The organism is Pedobacter sp. KLB.chiD (assembly GCF_047040275.1).
In the GTDB taxonomy this organism is placed as follows: domain Bacteria; phylum Bacteroidota; class Bacteroidia; order Sphingobacteriales; family Sphingobacteriaceae; genus Pedobacter.
In genome coordinates, this window is sequence record NZ_CP178207.1 from 3,578,381 (window position 1) to 3,595,686 (window position 17,306).

At 38.9% G+C, this 17,306-nt stretch carries 17 protein-coding genes; 11 read left to right on the forward strand and 6 right to left on the reverse strand.

Going from position 1 to position 17,306, the window contains the following annotated elements:
* Positions 1 to 156: 156 nt before the first annotated feature.
* Positions 157 to 1,974 (reverse strand): MutS-related protein, encoded by a 1,818-nt coding sequence (locus ACK1I8_RS14580; protein ID WP_412466088.1) that lies wholly within the window; start codon positions 1,972 to 1,974, stop codon positions 157 to 159.
* Between the two features lie 108 nt (positions 1,975 to 2,082).
* Here ACK1I8_RS14580 and rlmH point away from each other — a divergent pair, with 108 nt between their 5' ends.
* On the forward strand, positions 2,083 to 2,556 hold the full coding sequence (rlmH, locus tag ACK1I8_RS14585; protein ID WP_412466089.1) for a 23S rRNA (pseudouridine(1915)-N(3))-methyltransferase RlmH: 474 nt from the start codon (positions 2,083 to 2,085) through the stop codon (positions 2,554 to 2,556).
* 145 nt (positions 2,557 to 2,701) lie between these two features.
* Positions 2,702 to 2,827: a hypothetical protein gene (locus ACK1I8_RS14590; protein WP_412466090.1), complete on the forward strand. Its 126-nt coding sequence runs from the start codon at positions 2,702 to 2,704 to the stop codon at positions 2,825 to 2,827.
* Between the two features lie 60 nt (positions 2,828 to 2,887).
* On the opposite strand, the gene ACK1I8_RS14595 is transcribed toward ACK1I8_RS14590, so the two are convergent.
* Both ACK1I8_RS14595 and ACK1I8_RS14600 read right to left on the reverse strand, forming a co-directional pair.
* Positions 2,888 to 3,427 carry a DUF5606 domain-containing protein gene (locus ACK1I8_RS14595; RefSeq protein WP_412466091.1) on the reverse strand — a complete coding sequence of 180 codons (540 nt, stop codon included), beginning with the start codon at positions 3,425 to 3,427 and terminating at the stop codon, positions 2,888 to 2,890.
* A gap of 139 nt (positions 3,428 to 3,566) precedes the next feature.
* Complete coding sequence (locus tag ACK1I8_RS14600) at positions 3,567 to 4,028, reverse strand: peptidylprolyl isomerase (RefSeq protein WP_205058801.1); 462 nt, start codon at positions 4,026 to 4,028, stop codon at positions 3,567 to 3,569.
* 235 nt (positions 4,029 to 4,263) lie between these two features.
* Between ACK1I8_RS14600 and ACK1I8_RS14605 the strand changes: the two genes are divergently transcribed.
* Positions 4,264 to 5,445, forward strand: a complete 1,182-nt coding sequence (locus ACK1I8_RS14605) for an asparagine synthetase B (protein WP_412466092.1) — start codon at positions 4,264 to 4,266, stop codon at positions 5,443 to 5,445.
* Positions 5,446 to 5,715: 270 nt separating this feature from the next.
* On the forward strand, positions 5,716 to 6,456 hold the full coding sequence (locus ACK1I8_RS14610) for a porin family protein (protein ID WP_412466093.1): 741 nt from the start codon (positions 5,716 to 5,718) through the stop codon (positions 6,454 to 6,456).
* A 78-nt stretch (positions 6,457 to 6,534) separates the two neighbouring features.
* Here ACK1I8_RS14610 and ACK1I8_RS14615 read toward each other — a convergent pair whose 3' ends face one another.
* From ACK1I8_RS14615 to lpxK, 3 genes are read right to left on the reverse strand one after another with little or no spacing between them, the layout of a single operon-like run.
* The gene (locus ACK1I8_RS14615) at positions 6,535 to 8,541 is read right to left on the reverse strand and encodes a putative porin (RefSeq protein ID WP_412466094.1); all 2,007 of its coding nucleotides are present in this window, start codon (positions 8,539 to 8,541) and stop codon (positions 6,535 to 6,537) included.
* Position 8,542: 1 nt separating this feature from the next.
* A complete protein-coding gene (locus ACK1I8_RS14620; RefSeq protein WP_412466095.1) occupies positions 8,543 to 9,358 on the reverse strand; it encodes a purine-nucleoside phosphorylase in 816 nt (271 codons plus the stop codon).
* Positions 9,330 to 10,391 carry a tetraacyldisaccharide 4'-kinase gene (gene lpxK, locus ACK1I8_RS14625; RefSeq protein ID WP_412466096.1) on the reverse strand — a complete coding sequence of 354 codons (1,062 nt, stop codon included), beginning with the start codon at positions 10,389 to 10,391 and terminating at the stop codon, positions 9,330 to 9,332. Before lpxK ends, ACK1I8_RS14620 begins: the two co-directional genes overlap by 29 nt.
* Positions 10,392 to 11,914: 1,523 nt before the next feature.
* Between lpxK and ACK1I8_RS14630 the strand changes: the two genes are divergently transcribed.
* From ACK1I8_RS14630 to ACK1I8_RS14660, 7 genes are read left to right on the forward strand one after another with little or no spacing between them, the layout of a single operon-like run.
* A complete protein-coding gene (locus tag ACK1I8_RS14630) occupies positions 11,915 to 13,045 on the forward strand; it encodes an NAD(P)/FAD-dependent oxidoreductase (protein ID WP_412466097.1) in 1,131 nt (376 codons plus the stop codon).
* Entirely contained in the window at positions 13,046 to 13,759 is a 714-nt protein-coding gene (locus ACK1I8_RS14635) for a methyltransferase domain-containing protein (RefSeq protein ID WP_412466098.1), read from the forward strand.
* Positions 13,756 to 14,808 carry a type III polyketide synthase gene (locus ACK1I8_RS14640; protein ID WP_412466099.1) on the forward strand — a complete coding sequence of 351 codons (1,053 nt, stop codon included), beginning with the start codon at positions 13,756 to 13,758 and terminating at the stop codon, positions 14,806 to 14,808. Before ACK1I8_RS14635 ends, ACK1I8_RS14640 begins: the two co-directional genes overlap by 4 nt.
* 25 nt (positions 14,809 to 14,833) lie before the next feature.
* On the forward strand, positions 14,834 to 15,280 hold the full coding sequence (locus ACK1I8_RS14645) for a 3-hydroxyacyl-ACP dehydratase FabZ family protein (RefSeq protein WP_412466100.1): 447 nt from the start codon (positions 14,834 to 14,836) through the stop codon (positions 15,278 to 15,280).
* Positions 15,273 to 16,550, forward strand: coding sequence for a beta-ketoacyl-[acyl-carrier-protein] synthase family protein (locus tag ACK1I8_RS14650; RefSeq protein ID WP_412466101.1), 1,278 nt, complete (start codon positions 15,273 to 15,275; stop codon positions 16,548 to 16,550). The genes ACK1I8_RS14645 and ACK1I8_RS14650 overlap by 8 nt, the downstream gene beginning before the upstream one ends.
* Positions 16,543 to 16,803 carry an acyl carrier protein gene (locus ACK1I8_RS14655; RefSeq protein WP_412466102.1) on the forward strand — a complete coding sequence of 87 codons (261 nt, stop codon included), beginning with the start codon at positions 16,543 to 16,545 and terminating at the stop codon, positions 16,801 to 16,803. Before ACK1I8_RS14650 ends, ACK1I8_RS14655 begins: the two co-directional genes overlap by 8 nt.
* Positions 16,793 to 17,248 (forward strand): 4'-phosphopantetheinyl transferase superfamily protein, encoded by a 456-nt coding sequence (locus ACK1I8_RS14660; RefSeq protein ID WP_412466103.1) that lies wholly within the window; start codon positions 16,793 to 16,795, stop codon positions 17,246 to 17,248. The genes ACK1I8_RS14655 and ACK1I8_RS14660 overlap by 11 nt, the downstream gene beginning before the upstream one ends.
* Positions 17,249 to 17,306: the final 58 nt, after the last annotated feature.

The window sequence follows — 17,306 nt, forward strand, 5'->3', positions numbered from 1 at the left end:
GATGAATCCTCGTTAATGATAAATGTAGGCCGTCAGTAATCAGGAATTCATCAATTGAAAGTGATATTAATATTCCGAACAACTGTAGACCACCTGATGGGTACAAATATTTCTTTGCTATGTGTTGAAGTGACGGATGTTACCATCTGGCGCCACTTAATAATCCAGCTTTAAGCCGATTTCCTGAAGTAATATGGCAGCATTAAAAGTTTTGCACGGACCATTTTTTACCAGATAATCAAATCTCATTTCACCCCCTGTAATCTGAATATCGAAATGAAAATTGCGGACTGCTTCAGGATGACCGGTAATCAGATCAGCTAGTTGCAGGTCGTGGGTTGCAAAAAGAGCAGGTGTTTTTTCTGCAATCAGCTTTTGGATAAAAACTTTTGATCCTAAATATTTATCGCGGCTGTTGGTACCCCGAAGCATTTCATCAATCAATACAAAAGTATCTTTATCCTTCACTACATGATCCAGAATCATCTTCAAGCGGTTGAGTTCTGCCTTAAAAGTAGAAGTACTTTCATTTAGCGAATCTTTAATCCGCATATAGGTATTGATCGAAAAAACCGATAATTGCATATTCCGTGCACAAACAGGCGCACCTGCATAAGCCAATACCATATTAATCCCCAAAGTGCGCAGAAAAGTACTTTTACCTGCCATGTTAGAGCCTGTTACAATATCAACAGTTGGTTTTACCTCCACTCGGAAATCGTTATTTACCCTTACCTGCTCATGAATAAGCGGATGCCCGATATGGATAGCGGCGAATTCAAATTGATCGGTAATGACCGGGAATACCCAATCCGGCTGGTTATAAGCTGTAGTGGCCAACGATATCAGTTCTTCAAAATCGCCCAGATGATCAAGCGCAACAATTACATCTTTTGACGATGATTTGTACCAAATGTCTAAATTGATACAACATTTTAAATCCCAAAGCAAAAGGGCATTGAGTACGCCTCCTACAATGATATTTAGCCTGGCATCAAAATTCTCGATAATCTTCGTTAGCGCTTTAATTTCCTTACTTACAAGATTTTTTGAATCAAGTAAACTTTTTGTATAGCTGCTTTTCCAATTTTGATTCTCTGCCCATAAGATAGCGCTTGCATAGCCGTTTAGCAGGTTCGAACTTCCACCGAAGCTATAAAATACTTTGTTGATTTTTTGGCCCAGCAATACGTTCCACCCGATATGGACCACCACTAAAAGCGCCAATATTTTCCAGAAACCACTATTCACCAAAAGTGCAGCCAGCATTACGGCAACACCAATATAGGGTACCAGTTTTACATAAAACCGCATAAAAGATCCTTGAACAAAGCTCAACTGTTCACCCAGTTGGCTCTTTAACTGCATTTTGATCTGTTCTATCTTATCAGGATCGTAGCCATGAAGGTTCGCCCTAAAACTATAGGTTTCTGCTATCTTGTGCGTTATTTCTTTTATGGCTTCCTGCCGGAGCAAAATCCTATCCCTGCTCGATTTTTCTGCAAAATTCTTAGCCAGCAGCATATTGCCTGTTTTGGTACTGCAACGGTTGGTGAGTGCAAATAGTGAGGAGGCGCCAAAAATATCCAGATCGGAAGTATAAGGATGTTGTTCAGATTCGAAAGCTTTACCATGATCGTATCCATTAGCGATACCATGTAAAATATTCCATTCGTTCTGGTAAACCCATAACAGTTGCTTTTTATAGTCGATTTTACGATCCAGCCGGCTTTGTCTGCGCACCACGATCCCGAAGGCAATTACCGGCAGTATTAAAAAAAATTGGATTAATGTCCTCAAGCTGTCATCTGCCGAACGCAGCAGCAACACAAAAAATAAAATCTCGGACAGAAACAAGCCTATGCGAAGGAGAGAAAGCTGATCGATTTGTTTTTTTGCCCCATCTATATCGGCAATAACCTCATTTATTTTCTTCAGGTAACCGGCTATTATGGCTTCTTGTTGTTTCTGCATGGTTTTATACTATATATTTCCGAAGCTATCAGATCGATAGATTGTCTTTTTTGTTACAATTTTCTCTAAGTTTGGATTTCGAAATCCTAAAGATAGGCAAAATATTAAATGAAGATTACCCTGATCGCCATTGGCAAAACCGAAGATAAATATTTAATTGAGGGAATTGATAAATACATCAACCGCCTTAAGCACTATATTAATTTTAATTTTTTAGCCATACCTGATGTAAAAAATGTTAAGAACCTGAGTGAAGCGCAACAAAAAGCAAAAGAGGCAGAACTCCTACATAAGCAGATTTATAACGGCGATATGGTGATTTTGCTGGACGAGAAAGGAAAAAAGTACTCCTCGGTTGAGTTTTCCAATTATTTAAACAAACAGATGATCGGCAGTGTTCAACATTTAATATTTATTATCGGGGGGCCTTACGGATTTGACGAAAGTATTTACAAACGGGCAAATGGCTTAATTTCGTTATCAGATATGACTTTTTCGCACCAGATGATCAGGCTGTTTTTCGTGGAGCAGCTTTACCGCGGATTTAGTATCTTGAAGGGGGAACCTTATCATCATGCTTAGTGCTGGAAAATGTTTGACGTAAGATGGGCTATTTTGAGGTGGTATGGAAAACGGAAGATGATTGTCGGAAAATGGACGAGGTTAGTCGTAAGGCATTTAGATATGGAAAAAGAAAATAATAATCATCATTAAATAAAAAGACACGATGTTACTAGATAAATATAAACGGGAATACAGGTACAAGAGCCGCCAGGGTGGCACCAACAAATACTTATGGATCAGCATTATCATTTCATTGATTATCGGCGGATTGATCTGGTATTTTGGTTAAGCGCAAAAAAAAACACCAGACAAGCTGCCCGGTGTTTTTTTATATTTCCATTATTAAAGCTTAAACGCCTTTTTTACTGGTCATATTAGCCTTTTTAGCCGGAGCGGAAGTTTTAGTGGTTGCTTTTGCACTGGCTGCGGCCTTAGCGCCTGTAGCTTTTACTTTTTTATCAGCCGTTTTCTCTTCAGCTAATTTAGCTTCTGCAGTTGTTGCCGGTGTTTCAGGTGCTTCTTCCGTAAACAAAGGAAGATCTTTAAGCAAGTTATACCAGTTAATGATTTTTTTCATATCTGAAGCATAAACTTTTTCCTGATCGTGACCTGGAGCAACTTCTAAAAAGAAAGGACGTAAATCGCCTTTAGGATCCGGAGTACTTCCTTTAGCCGCAATTTTGGCAAAAATATCAGCCAGTTTAATTTCTTCATCTTCACCATATACCGTAATATCTTCTAACGAAGCTAATTTTGTGTTGGTGATGTTAGCTACAATTTTAGTTTTTTGTGCATCTAAGCTTTCCAAAATGTAACCCACCTTATTTTGTCCTACCAGTTTAAATAAACCCGGTCTGCCAGATACGGCAACTATTCCTCTTAAGTTCATATGATGTGTGTTTAGCGATTAGCGGTTGGGGTTAATGTAATAAATCGCCTACCGCCAAACGCATAATGTATTTCTAATGTTTTAAAACTAAATCTGAGCGATTAGCGCCTTAAACGCTTATGGCCAAACGCATTGCGTACTAATCTTCTAAAACTTCAATATTTACAATCTTGTCACCCTGACGAATATCATCAACAAGATCTACATTCTCGATAACTTTACCAAAGCAAGTATGGTTGCGATCTAAATGAGCGGTATTTGCTCTGCTATGACAGATAAAAAACTGTGAACCACCGGTATTACGGCCAGCATGGGCCATAGATAGCACACCACGATCGTGATATTGGTTTTCACCGTCTAATTCGCAATCAATTTTATAACCTGGACCACCAGTACCGGCTAAATGTGCTTTAGCCGGATCCTTTGAATTTGGACATCCGCCCTGAACCATAAAGTTAGGAATTACACGGTGAAAAGTTACACCATCATAAAAGCCTTCTTTAGCTAATTTTTTAAAGTTTGCAACGGCTTTCGGCGCATCATTCTCGTAGAATTCTACGGTCATATTACCTTTTTCTGTTTTTATTATTGCTTTACTCATATCAATGTCGGTACTAATTTTAAATTTTATTTGCTTAAAAAATTTTTTATCTTTTTTTAAGTAGAGGGCAAAAATAGCAAAATTGTATAACTTATAACATCATTAAATTTTTCTATCCAGTTTAAATACGGTATTTTAGTGTTTTAAGCATACCAATTTGATAAAGAAATATTATATCCTGCTCATCTGTCTGCTTTGCTCTCTTGGGCTTAGGGCTTCTTCGCTATTAATTTATATGGATGAAGATCAAAAAAACCATCTTAAAGCATATGGTATTGCCTATTGGACCATCAGCAAACAATTGGAGGTTGACTGGCTTTTAAATTATCGCGGCGGCAGCTTTTTAATTAAATACAATAAAATAGTTGAAGATGAACTTAAAATCCGCGGTGTATCTTATGAAGTAATGGCCGACGGAAAGGTGACCAGTCTTTTAAACGAAATCAGCGATCCTGCTGTGAATATGGAAATGGTTAAACTGGAGAAGACACCCAAAATTGCCGTTTATTCTCCAAAAAGCAAATTGCCATGGGATGATGCGGTTACGCTTGTTTTAACCTACGCAGAAATTCCATATGATGTCATTTACGATGATGATATCCTCCAGGATAAATTAAACAAATACGATTGGCTGCACCTGCACCATGAAGATTTTACCGGACAGTATGGCCGTTTTTGGGCTAATTTCAGGTATGCCACCTGGTACCAGGAAGATGTTAAAAACCAGGAAGCATTGGCGAAACGAATGAGCTATAAAAAAGTATCTGAAATGAAACTGGCTGTCGCCAAGCACATTAAGGAATACTGTGCCGGAGGTGGTTTTTTGTTTGCCATGTGCTCTGGCACCGATAGTTTCGACATTGCCCTGGCTGCCGAAGGTGTAGATATTTGCGCGCAGATGTTTGACGGGGATCCCGCCGACCCCAATGCACAGTCGAAGCTTGATTTTAACAAAGCACTCGCTTTTCAGCATTTCAGACTCGATAACAATCCCATGAATTATGAATTTTCAGATATCGACGTTACGCAAACACGTACACTCAATCAGGCTAACGATTACTTTACCTTATTCGATTTTTCGGCCAAGTGGGATTTGGTGCCAACGATGCTTACCCAAGACCATGATAAGGTGATTAAAGGTTTTATGGGGCAAACCACAGCCTTTAAAAAAAGTTTGGTTAAAACAAGTGTGACCGTTTTGGGCGAAAATAAGGGAGCAGCCGAAGTCAGGTATCTCCACGGTGAAATTGGGAAAGGGCAGTTTACCTTTTATGGCGGACACGATCCGGAAGATTATCAGCACGCTGTAGGTGATCCACCAACTGATTTGAATCTGCATCCGAATTCACCTGGATATCGTTTAATCCTTAATAATGTACTTTTTCCAGCAGCCAAAAAGAAACCTCAAAAAACTTAAATTCAAATTCTGGCATTATTCCCATTGGGTTTAAAATTGTTCAATCTCTGCGCTATTCCTGTTATGTATACAGTAAACAGCTTCTTCTACCAATGCCCAATCAGATAATCACCTTACCAAATATTTATAAAAATTATACTGATAACCAATAGTTTAGCCTTCAAAATGTAACACACTTGATACTTTGGCACAGCTTTTGGATTGGCACTGTCAATTAACAAACAGGGTAATACCTGAAATTTAAACAAGATTTTTATAAAGAAAAATATCATGAAAAAGTTATTATTAAGTGCTTCAATCGTTTTATTAGCAACAGGTGCTTTCGCTCAAAACACCATGACAGGTAGTGACGCGCGATTTGGAATAAAAGCCGGAGTAAACCTGGCAAGATTTCACTCAAGCGGTACTGACGGCAGTACATCTTTCAACGACAATGCAAAGGACAATGTTGGGTTTAATGTAACAGCGTTTGCTGATTTCGGTGTAGGAAACAATTTCTTTATTCAACCAGGTGTATCACTGCAGAATAAAGGTACTAAATCTGAATCCAACAGTTCTGCTACGGTAGGTGCCAATACCATTACTACTGCAGTTACCAATAAAATTAACCTGATGGCAATTGAAGTTCCTGTAAATGCAGTATTTAGAATTCCTACAGGTAATGCCGGTGCTGTTCAGATTTCTGCTGGCCCATACATTGGTTTTAATATTTCAGGTAAAACTAAACAAGAATCGTCTGTTACTACCTTAAACAATAACACCAATACATCTACAGTAGCCAATAGGTCAGACGAAAACGATCTAAAATTTGGTTCATCGAATGATAAAGATTTTAGCGGTACAGAGTTTGGTGCCAACTTCGGTTTAGCCTACCGTACAAACTCTGGTTTTTTAGTGGGTGCTAACTACGGTTTAGGACTTTCGAACTTAATCCCTAAAGATAGCCGTGGTAATTCTGATGCAAAATTAACCAACCGTGTGTTAGGCTTTACAGTAGGTTATTCATTCTAGTTTATACAATACCTATGAAAAACAAAAACCTTCCCGGTGTAAAACCGGGAAGGTTTTTTTATATAACTGATTATGTTATTAATCGTAGAAATTCCAGCTTACGCCAAATTTCAGTAAGGCGTCTTGCATAGGATATCGGTTTACCGTATAGTAACCTGGCTGGAAGAGTCCTTGGTTTATGAAATCATACTTCACAAAAATATTCGCTCTTTTCAAATTCGCTTTAAAAAAAGCATCAACTATTGGCCTTGATTGCAGCTTTGTTGGATTGCGCTCATTAATATAAAACTGTGCCGTAGCTGGTGAATATAAGTAATTTGCGTATTCAGAATTGTACCTTACGTCAAATCCTATATTAGCTTTTAATACTTTAAAGAAAGTATTATCAAAATAAATACTGTTGTAAGTATATAAATCCGGAGTTCTTAATACTGCATTTTTATCTGTTTTCTGGTATGCAACGTAATTTTCCATCACAAATTTACCAAACCTGGTTTTCTTAGATACATCCAACCTGATTAAGCTAATATCGGTTGTTGCCTGTTTTGGTAAGATAGCAGTTGTATTATTGGTGAGATCTGCAGCAAAATAAAGATAATTGCTGGTTAAGTAATATTTGGCTCCCGCAGTAAAACCATATTTATCATTAATGTAATTAAAAGATAAATTGGCAATTTTAGTGTTCTTAAAATCGTTGTTTGTCCACTGATAATGGTTACCATGGTAATAATTAAAAATAGCTGCCGGTGTTTGGTTCTGCGCGTAGGCACCCAGTTCAATCCTGCCTATGGTTTTACCTAAAAGAATTTTACTTTTTGCTTCGTACAAATAATCACCGGCATTTTCGCCCTGTAAAATTTGCTGTACATTTAAATTGAAATCTATATTATTAGAAAACCGATAACCTGCCGCGCCTAAAATGGTAATGTTTTGATAGCCAAACCTGCTTTGTTCATAACTGGTGCCATCTTGCTTTAAACCCAGGTATTCATGTGTATAATAATCGTGCCTTACCCCCGCATCAACCTTTAATTCATTTTTAATAACCGAAGTATTTTTGGGTCTTAAAAAGAAACTATAGATAAATTCATTTTTGATATGTTTTACATGGGTAGAATCATCGGTATATGTTGTACTTGCCATTCCGGGAGGCAGCACATTATTTGCATCCGTTCCGTTTTTATAAAAATCATAACTATCGTTATTATACTCAAACGTATACGAAACCTTATTGGTAGGTAAAACCGCGTTATTAACATTTACAGAGGTATCTATTCTCCCTACATAATAGGTTTGTTTCAGGAAAATGGTATTTTTTCTGTACAAATTCCTGGCGTCTGATAAATTTATAGGCTCTGCTTCTCTTGAAATTTTAGAATAATCAGGATCAAATAATCCTGTAGCTACTGTAGAACCATTCTCGTAGGCCCGCATGGTGTTAAAAATTGCCGATGCCCACATATTATAACGCTTATTGGGCGATTGATACCATGAAAATATGGCAACATTCAGATTATCGCCACGCTGCCTCGAATAAAAACCTTTAGAATCGCCGCGGTTAAAATTAACCCCAACGTTCCAGTTTTTTTTAATATTCTGCGTATGAATAGCCCTAAAAAGCTGTTCTTTTTGGCCTGCACTCACGAAATACAGGCTGGTAAAAGGCGTTCTGGCCTGATAATAAATGATATCATCAGGTGTTAAAGCGTAATAGTCGAGTGAATGAAAGCCCACATCAAAACCAATGCGCTTACTGGGTTCGTAAAGTAAAGGTCTGGCCGAAAGCCCCATATTACCATTGTTTATGGTTGGGTGGGTAGGCTGTAAAAGCGGACTATAATTTTGAATATTAACGGTTGAGGTATCAAGCGGCAATAGCACAATGCTATCTTTGGTTAAGGACAGCTTCGTATAACGGATGTATTTCGCGGTAAAAACAACAGAATCTTTACCCCCATCCAGCTTTTTTCTCACTGAATCGAGTTCTTTATTGGTACCAACACTAGTTTTCAAATCTTGCGCAAAAGCCTTGTTCATGCCTAAAAGCAGCAGGAGAAAAAAACAGATTTTAACAGCTTTATGCATCTTATAATTCAGAAATTAAGCGGGTTAAAATCTCAGTCATCTTAGGCTCGGCATTGGCTGCCGCGGCTAAAATTTCATCTAAATCAAAAGGCTGCAGATCTTCCGGAAAACCTTCGTCAGTTAATACGGAAATGGCAAAAACAGGCAAACCAGCATGGTTGGCCACAATAACTTCTGGCACAGTACTCATACCCACTGCATCAGCACCAATTAAACGCAGGTATCTGTACTCGGCCTTGGTTTCTAAATTTGGACCGGAAACCGCAACATATACTCCTTTATGGCATTTAATATCTACGCTCTTGGCTATTTGCAATGCTTTGGCTATAATATCACGTTTATAGGGCTGGCTCATATCCGGGAAACGGGGACCCAATTCGCTTTCTATTAAACCACGTAATGGGTTATCTGGCTGCAAATTGATATGATCGTCGATAATCATCAGATCGCCCTTTTTAAATTCAGGGTTTAAGGAACCCGCAGCATTAGATACGATCAGGTTTTCGATACCCAAACCTTTCATTACACGTACGGGAAAAGTAATCTGTTGCATGCTATAACCTTCGTAATAATGCAAACGCCCTTGCATAGCTATAATTTTTTTCCCGTTTAATGTCCCAAAAATGAGTTTACCGCTATGGAACTCCAATGTAGAAATAGGGAAATTAGGGATATTAGAATACATCAGTTGATGTTCTATTTCAATTTCTTTTACCAGGCCACCCAAACCGGTACCTAAAATAATACCTATTTCTGGCTTAAAGTTCTCTGTTTTACGTTTTATGTATTCAACGGTTTCTTCTATTGCTCTTAACATAATTTAAAATGAGTTCGTCAAAGGTACTCTTATCTTCTTCAAATAATTCAACCTCAACAGGTAAATAATATATGGGTAAATCTACCAGTAAATCTTTAAATCCGGTAGCTCTTAAACGTTTGCTATCCTTTTCTGTTGTGATAATGATTTTATCTTTTTTATCGCTGGCCATAAAAGCTGATTTAAATTTCTTAAGATCATCAGTTTTAAATGCATAATGATCAGGAAATTTTTCGTGCTTGATGTTTTCAGCATATTTTTCAAGTTCTTCAATTAATGGATCGGGGTTTGCAATTCCGGTGAGAAGAAAAATTTCGAAATCTTTAATTGCCTCAAGCCTTTTACTTTCGTTGTGGTATAAATGGATCAGATCGCCATATTTTAAGTAAGAATGTAATACGGCCTGATCTACGGTTGGTTGCAATTCGTTTACCGATGCCTGTTGCGCTACATGAAGTAAAGGCACGGGCGATTTGGTTACCAAAAGCACATCGGCCCTTTTGCGCGAGGAGAAAACATCCCTTAAATTACCCGCAGGCAGCAAAAACTGTAAAGTACCGAGTTTCCTGAATTCGAAAAGCAAAATATTCAATCCGGCCTTAATGGCGCGGTGCTGGAAAGCATCATCCAAAATGATGATATCATGGTTATTTTGCAACCGCTTTACCCCTGCTACACGGTCCTCGCATACCGCCACAGTAACTTGCTTAAATTTCTGGTAATACTGTAAAGGTTCATCACCAATCGTTTCGGCATCAGCCTGATCGTCGGCCAGGATAAAACCTTTGGTTTTACGTCCATAACCCCGGCTTAAAATAGCTACTTTATATTTTGCGAGTAACCTGACCAAGTATTCGGTAGTAGGCGTTTTTCCTGACCCACCAACAGCAAGGTTACCCACGCAAATGATGGGTAGATCGAACGATACGCTGCGCATCATTCCCCAATCGTAAAGCTTTTTCCGAAGTGTAATGGCCATGGCATAAACCAATGAGAAAGGGAGCAATAAAAGACGTAGATAATTAACTAACATAGTGTCGTGTTTTCAAAATTACTGATTATTTAAAAAAGAAAGGCATTGCTTTAGGCAACGCCCTTTAACTGAACCTTTACCGTTTAAAAATGTTTGCCCGATATTGCCCTTGCGAAAAACCTTTATGATTAAAATAACATACTGATGGCATTAAATCCTACCAGATGTTTACCCCCTGAAAGCATACCCAGATGTGATTAATAAGGTAACATCCTTAAATTAAACCTTATTAGGATGGTCACGAATGCTAAACCTTATCTGAGAAACCATAAGCTGCTTAACGATGCAATCGTAAATTATGTCTAAAGCTGTCCGGAAACAAGCGTAAAAAGAAAAGCAAAAAATGAAACTGTCAGACAGCAATATCTTAAAGCATATTCAATGATCAGTTGATAATATACGAGATCGCACTGGCACATTGCACACCAAACTCGGTGCGCTCATTGTTTCCGCTCCACTTTAAGCTAACGCTCGTTTTTAACGAGCGTTGAATAACCCATCGTTTTAAACGATGTAATCGTAAACTATTTCTAAGACAAACAAAAACCCTCAGATGACAACATTTGATCGCACACAATATTATAAACCCAGCTTTGTGTGTACTTCGTGTTTCTCTCAATAACCTCTGTGGTTAAGCAAAAATCATTCTACGATGTAATCGTAAAGCTATTTCTGCACTCGTTTGGAAACGAGCGCAAGCAGGAAAGCAAAAAATGAAACTGTCAGGCGGCAATATCTTAAAGCATATTAAATGATCAGTTGATGATATACGAGATCGCATTGGCACATTGCACACCAAACTCGGTGCGCTCATTGTTTCCGCTTTACTTTAAGCTAACGCTCGTTTTTAAGGAGCGTTGAATAACCCATCGTTTTAAACGATGTAATCGTAAACTATTTCTAAGACAAACAAAAAAACCTCAGATGACAACATTTGATCGCACACAACATTATAAACCCAGCTTTGTGTGTGCTTTGTTTCTCTCAATAACGTCTGTGGTTAACCAAAAATCATTCTACGATGTAATCGTAAAGCTATTTCTGCACTCGTTTGGAAACGAGCGCAAGCAGGGGCAAAATATGAAACTGTCAGGTAGCAATATCTTAAAGCATATTAAATGATCAGTTGATAATATACGAGATCGCATTGGCACATTGCACACCAAACTCGGTGCACTCATTGTTTCCGCTCCACTTTAAGCTCACGCTCGTTTTTAACGAGCGTTGAACAACCCATCGTTTTAAACGATGTAATCGTAAACTATTGCTGAGACAAACAAAAACCCTCAGATGACAACATTTGGTCGCCCACAATATTATAAACCCGGCTTTGTGTGTGCTTTATTTCTCTCCATAACCTCTGTGGTTAAGCAAAAATCATTCTACGATGTAATCGTAAAGCTATTTCTGCACTCGTTTGGCAACGAGCGCAAGCAGGTTCCGCTCCACTTCCTCTTCGTTAAAAACACACAAATGGAACAAACCCGAATTTTAAATGTTATATTGGTGTTCCATCTTATTTTATGCAGGCCGAAAACGAAATTTTGATTATAGGTGGTGGATTGGCAGGCTTAACGGCGGCACTCCACCTGAATAAGATGGGTTTAAAGGTTACATTGATCGAGAAAGATACCTATCCTCATCACAAGGTGTGTGGGGAATATATTTCGAACGAAGTAAATCCCTATTTTAAATGGTTAGGTCTGGATGTTGGAAGCCTTGGGCCAACCTCTATCAGCGATCTGCTTTTTACTTCAAATATTGGTCAGAGTATACAGACCAAATTGCCACTGGGCGGTTTTGGCTTGAGCAGATATACATTCGATCATTATTTATATACCGAACTGATCAGGAGAAACGTTAATGTCGTTCATGATCGCGTTGTTCAAATAAATTTTAGCAATAACCAATTTAAAGTAATCACTACAAATCATACATTTATTGCCGCTTACGTAATTGGTGCATATGGCAAACGATCAGCCATTGATGTGAAGTTAAACCGGAGTTTTATGGATAAGCAATCGCCTTATCTGGCCGTTAAAGCACATTACCAAGCCGATTTTCCTGATCATCTGGTTAGCCTGCACAATTTTAAAGGCGGTTATTGTGGTGTTTCGAAAGTTGAAGACGATCGTGTGAACATTTGCTACCTCGCGGATTATGAGCGGTTCAAAAAATATAAAAACCTGATTGCTTTTCAGGAAAACGTGCTATACAAAAACAAGTATTTAAAAGATATTTTCGAAAATGCAAACTGTTTATTCGACGCCCCGTTAACCATTAGTCAGGTTTCTTTTGAGCGCAAAGAACCTGTTTATAACCACATTTTAATGATTGGCGATACTGCGGGCTTAATCCATCCGCTTTGCGGTAACGGAATGGCCATGGCCATTCACGCAGCCAAAATTGTTTCAGCGCTTTTGCATCAAAGGATCGAAGGCAAAATCAGTTCGCGTGAGGCATTGGAAGAAAATTATACCACACACTGGAACAGCGAATTTAAAAGCCGCTTAAAGATGGGAAGAATGTTAGCCTCTCTCCTGAAGAACTCTAAATTGGAAAGTTTAGCGATAAATATATTGATTAAAATGCCTTTTCTACTTCCTGCAATAATCAAAAAAACACATGGCAAGCCCATTAAAGTTTCATCATAAATGTCAGTAGATACCAGATTTAGAAGCACAGCACCAGAAATTATGGACAATTTCGCCATGGAAGGTGAAATATTACGCGATGCACTTGACAAAATAGCGAGCATTAACCAGCTTCTTGGCGGCAATCAAGTTACCCTGGCCGGAGTTAAAATGTTAATCGCCAGCAAACCATCCGATCAGGTAATCCGTATTACCGATATTGGCTGTGGAAATGGAGACATGTTACGCACTTTGGCCGATTACGCAAAAAAGAAAGGTTTACATTTTATTTTAAAGGGTATAGATGCCAATAAATTTACCATCAGCCATGCGCAAAGTTTATCAACCAACTACCCTAACATCACCTACGCCTGCAGCGACATCTTTGATGATTTAAGTAAAACTGAACCTTGCGACATTATGCTTTGCACCTTAACGCTCCATCATTTTAAAGATGAAGAAATTATAGCCCTGTTAAACAATTTTAAAAGATCGGCAACAATGGGCATTGTGATAAACGACCTGCAGCGAAGTGCAATAGCCTACTATCTGTTTAAGGCGCTTTGTTATGTTTTCCGGTTAAACGATATGTCGAGAGAAGATGGATTAATATCTATTTTACGTGGATTTAAAAGGGCAGATTTGCTTAAGTATACAAAACAATTAAACTTAAAATCGAGTTCCATAAAATGGAAATGGGCTTTCCGCTACCAGTGGATAATTAAAACAACATGAGCGTAACCATAAAAACAGTAAGTAAAGCCTTGCCAGAATATTGGCGGTCAACCGAGGACATTTTGCCATTTTTAGATGTTTGGCTAAAAGACCAGGACGATCGCTTTATCAGAAAGGTGAAAAAGATTTTTGAAGGTGCCGCGGTAGATAAAAGATACTCAATCATGTCGCCCGAAGATGTGTTCAGCGATTTAAGCTTTGAGAAACGAAATGATATTTATGTGCGCGAGGGCATAAAACTAGGTGCCAAATGTTTGGAAACCGCACTCGAAAAGGCCGGTTGGCAGGCGCAGGATTTAGATTACATCATTACCGTAAGTTGCACCGGCATCATGATTCCCTCCCTGGATGCCTATCTGATCAATCTGCTCAAACTCCGTCAGGATATTGTTCGTTTACCCGTAACCGAAATGGGTTGTGCGGCTGGTGTATCAGGTATCATTTACGCCAAGAATTTTCTGAAAGCCAATCCAGGCAAGCGCGCAGCAGTTATTGCGGTAGAATCGCCAACGGCAACTTTTCAGTTAAACGATTTTTCGATGGCCAACATTGTGAGTGCCGCCATATTTGGCGATGGTGCTGCGTGCGTGTTATTAAGCTCAGCTAAGGAAGATATTGGACCACAGATTTTAGCCGAAGAAATGTACCACTTCTATGACGCAGAGGAAATGATGGGCTTTAAACTCACCAATACCGGACTGCAAATGGTACTGGATGTGGCCGTTCCGGAAACCATTGCCAGTCATTTCCCGGATATCGTCCATCCATTTTTAAAGAAAAACGGATTTGAAATCAATGACATTGATCATTTGATCTTCCATCCGGGAGGAAAAAAAATTATCCAAACTGTTGAAGAGTTATTTGGGCAGCTCGGTAAAAATATAAACGATACAAAGGAAGTGCTAAGGCTTTATGGAAACATGAGCAGTGCAACGGTTCTTTATGTTTTGGAGCGGATAATGGATAAAAAACCAATGCCTGGAGAAAAAGGACTGATGTTAAGCTTTGGACCAGGGTTTTCAGCACAACGAATACTGCTACAATGGTAATATTTATTCTCTTAATCAGCTGCGAATGACCACAAAAGACATATTAGATCAATTGCCTTATGGTAAATCTTTTCTTTTTGTTGATGAGTTGTTGCATGTTGATGAAAATGGAGCAAAAGGTACTTATACTTATGCTAAAGAATTACCCTTTTATGAGGGACATTTTAAAAATCATCCCATTACTCCGGCAGTAATCCTTACAGAGACTATGGCGCAGATTGGATTGGTTTGCCTGGGAATTTACCTGCTTAAAGACATTGAAACTGATCAAAATATATCCATGGCCATGACTTCAAATGCGATCGATTTTTTAAAACCAGTTGCACCGGGAGAGCAGGTAACAGTTACGAGTGAAAAAGTGTATTTCAGATTTAATAAACTCAACTGCAAGGTAAAAATGGAAAATGCAGCCGGAGAGTTGGTTTGCAAAGGCAATATTTCTGGGATGTTAATTTTTAAAGAAAATGGGTAACAGAGTAGTAATTACGGGTTTGGGCGTATGCGCCCCAAATGGTATTACCATTAATGAATTTTCTGATGCCATAAAAAAGGGAATTTCAGGTATCAGCCACCAGCCCGATCTGGAAGCTTTAAACTTCTCTTGCCAGATAGCTGGTAAGCCGCTGCTTAGCGAAGAACGGATCAGCCAATATTTTACACCGCTTGAATTACGAAACTTAAACAGCACAGGAATTATTTATGGCGTTATTGCCGGTTTGGATGCCTGGCAGGATGCAGGTTTAATGATAGAAAATAATAATGAACCCGACTGGGATAGTGGTACCATTTTCGGAACCGGCACGTCTGGAATAGACAAATTTAGATGGGCCATTAACAAAATAGATGCACTCGAAATTAAAAAACTGGGCAGTTCAGTTGTAATCCAAACCATGGCCAGTGGCGTAAGCGCTTTTATCAGCGGGAAACTAGGCTTAGGCAACCAGATCAGCACCAATTCATCTGCTTGCGCAACCGGAGCAGAAAGTATACTGCTGGCATACGAAAGGATTAAAACAGGCCAGGCAACCAGAATGTTGACAGGAAGTACAAGCGATAGTGGTCCTTACATCTGGGGTGGTTTTGATGCGATGAAAGTTTGCACATTTAAACATAATCACGCACCGGAAAAGGGTAGCCGCCCAATGAGTGCCACCGCAAGTGGTTTCGTACCCGGAAGTGGCGCAGGTGCTTTAGTATTGGAATCGCTTGAAAGTGCATTGGCCAGGAAAGCTAAAATTTACGCAGAAGTGTGCGGAGGCCATGTCAACTCGGGCGGTCAACGGGGTTTAGGCTCTATGACTGCACCAAACCCTATAGCAGTACAACGATGTATCCAGGCGGCATTAAAAAATTCGGGGATTGAAGCACATGAAATTGATGTGATTAACGGCCACCTTACCGCCACGACCAAAGATGCACTGGAAATAGAAAACTGGAAATTAGCCTTACAGTTACCCGATGATGATTTTCCATACATCAATTCTTTAAAAGGCATGATTGGTCATTGTATCGCAGCATCCGGGAGCATAGAATGTGTAGCCTCAGGGCTTGAACTTTCGGAGGGTTTCATATTTCCCAGTATCAATTGCGAAGACTTAAGCCCGGAGATTACAGCTTTAATTGATGCGAAATGCATTCCACAAACTGTAATTCATCAACCCATTAATATTTTAGCAAAAGCCAGTTTTGGTTTTGGCGACATTAACGCCTGTATTATTTTTAAAAAGTATTCCCATGAATAAAGAAAAGATTATCGAAGCACTGAAAACAATTATCGAACCCTACAGTGAAGATGCAGCGGCATTGGCTCATATCGACGAAAACACCGATTTTATAAAAGATTTAAAAATAAACTCAGCCAATTTGGTTGATATCGTGCTGGATGTTGAAGAGAAATTCAACATCGAAATAGACAACGATTCAATGGCTAAAATGCTTACCGTAAAAGCTACGGCCGAAATTATAGCTCAAAAACTGGAAGCGCATGCTGGGTAACGACATTGTTGACCTGGATCTGGCAAAAATCCAAAGCAACTGGCGACGTAAAAATTACCTCAATAAAATTTTTACTGATGAAGAACAGTTATTGATTACATCTGCAAATCATCCTGATGAAATGGTATGGCTGTTATGGAGCATGAAAGAATCGGCCTATAAAATTCACAACCGTGAAACGGGTATAAGGAATTTTGCGCCTAAAAGTTTAAGCTGTACGGTCTATGCAGATACTTATGGTGAAGTAAATATCAGCAGCTACACCTATTTTACCAAAAGTAATGTGCAAACAGCATTTATACATACCATAGCGACTCCTGTTTATGATAAACTGAAAGCCATTAAAGTAGCCATTTACGAATTACCAGATCATCCGGATGATTATAAACGCACCCAACCAGCTTGTGTAAGCCATCACGGAAGATATTTGGCTTTGGTGTATTAATAAATTCTTTTTTTCCTCCTGATCACCCGCCCCATCGTCATCCTCACACAGGCTGGGA